We start from the raw sequence: 1,747 nt of genomic DNA, 5'->3' as shown, positions 1-1,747 counted from the left end.
GAGTAGGGGGAGTGGGGGGAGTAGGGGAGAAATTTCTTCCTCCTGAACTCCTGATAGCGCAGCGTGGCGTTAGCCATACTCCTGAATGGGCGCAGGCCCTGCGCCCCTACCTCCTGAACTCCTGAACTTCTGCTATAGAATTGATTGAAGGTTATTAATTGTCTATTGAGGTTTGGTTAAAGATGCACACTTGGCAATGGCACAATTGGGAAGGTCTACCTTACTTAACTTGTAATCTTCTAGAACCCTGGTCTCATGGTTTCTTTACCCAACAGTTTTGGCCACGCTTACCTCATGAGCTAACTCCGGTTCTACAACCGGATGCTTTAGCTTATCGCTTGAAACAGGTACATGGCAATACTGTTTTAACTCCCCAGGAAGTTGATGATCATGTCAATACCAGTGATGATGATTTGGCGTTGGCAGATGGTTTAATTAGTCATCAACCTTTACAAGCTGTGTGGGTGGCTTCTGCTGATTGTACACCTGTGTTGATTGGCGATGTCAAAACCGGACAGGTGGCGGCTCTACACGCTGGCTGGCGGGGTACAGCGGCGAAAATTGTGCCTGAAGCTATTGCAAGAATGCGATCGCATGGTAGTAATTTAATAGATTTGCGAGTAGCAATGGGTCCAGCTATTGCTGGGGAAGTTTACCAAGTCTCTGTGGAAGTGGCTGCGGAAATTGGCAGTACCGTTGTACCAGATGGTCAACCAGAAAAAGTTGTTTCTGCTTTACACAATTTACCTAATTCACCTTTGCTTCGAGATCCAGAACCGGGAAAGGTACGTTTAGACGTGCGCCAGGTAAATGCTTTACAATTGGAACAATTAGGATTTAGTGTAGAACAAGTGGCGATCGCCCCCTATTGTACTTTCCAAACTCCAGAACATTTTTTCTCTTATCGGCGAGAAAAAGAGAAAAAGGTGCAATGGTCAGGAATCGTGAGTGCAGGTAAATAATAGCATTATATTACCATGACTTACCAAGATGATCCGGTTGTTGAAATTCAACAACCTATCCCCAAATGATTTCCATATTTAAAATAAATTCTGGCAAAATATCTTCACCTAATAATTCTTGGGGAAATTCTAATATCTCTACTGGTTTACCAAGACGATAAATTTCCACTTGGCGCATTTTTCGATTAATTAACCAACCTAATTTAACTCCATTATTGATATATTCCTGCATTTTTGCTTGCGTTTCCTGCAAACTATCACTAGGTGACATTAATTCTAAAACAAAATCTGGGGCAATTGGTGAAAACTTTTCTTGTTCTGCTGGTGTGAGTGTATCCCATCTTTCTTTTTTAATCCAAGCAACATCAGGAGAACGATTTGCACCATTGGGAAGTTTAAAACAGGTGGAAGAGTCGAAACAAACCCCTAGTTTATATTTACGATTCCAAAACACAAAATCTGCGGCAATTTCCACATTGCGTTTTCCTGTTGCTCCTCCTGTTGGCGACATAATCAATATTTCTCCTTTGGCATTGCGTTCAAATTTGACTTCAGGATTTTCTCGACAGAGTTGATAAAATTGCTGATCACTTAATTGGATAATAGGGTTTAAGTTGACGGTGATAGCTGTCATAATTATTAGCTATGTTACTGGTGTTTGTCTTTTCTTTGAAAATCTCTATATTTAGAGGTATACCATACTGTTCTTCTGGTAATTTAATATAAATTATTTTGCTGGATTTGATAACCTTTATTTTTTTAGGTAGAATGGTTGTAATTAATTG

Annotated in this window: 3 protein-coding genes; 1 reads left to right on the top strand and 2 read right to left on the bottom strand. The window is 40.5% G+C overall.

The genetic code is table 11. The annotated features are described in order from the left end of the window. The first annotated feature begins 182 nt into the window (after nt 1-182). On the top strand, nt 183-962 hold the full coding sequence (gene pgeF / locus IQ228_RS25715; protein ID WP_193964956.1) for a peptidoglycan editing factor PgeF: 780 nt from the start codon (nt 183-185) through the stop codon (nt 960-962). A gap of 55 nt (nt 963-1,017) precedes the next feature. Here the strand turns inward: pgeF and IQ228_RS25710 are convergent, their stop codons facing one another. Beyond that, nucleotides 1,018-1,596, bottom strand: a complete 579-nt coding sequence (locus IQ228_RS25710) for a Uma2 family endonuclease (protein WP_027404702.1) — start codon at nt 1,594-1,596, stop codon at nt 1,018-1,020. Beyond that, nucleotides 1,550-1,747, bottom strand: a 198-nt coding sequence (locus tag IQ228_RS26995) for a hypothetical protein (RefSeq protein WP_228044087.1), incomplete at its 5' end; no start/stop codon positions are given. The genes IQ228_RS26995 and IQ228_RS25710, both read right to left, overlap by 47 nt.

Source organism: Dolichospermum sp. LEGE 00246, assembly GCF_015207865.1.
Lineage (GTDB): Bacteria > Cyanobacteriota > Cyanobacteriia > Cyanobacteriales > Nostocaceae > Dolichospermum > Dolichospermum heterosporum.
Note: the sequence above shows the minus strand (reverse complement) of the source record. Positions and strands in the feature narration are given on the sequence as shown.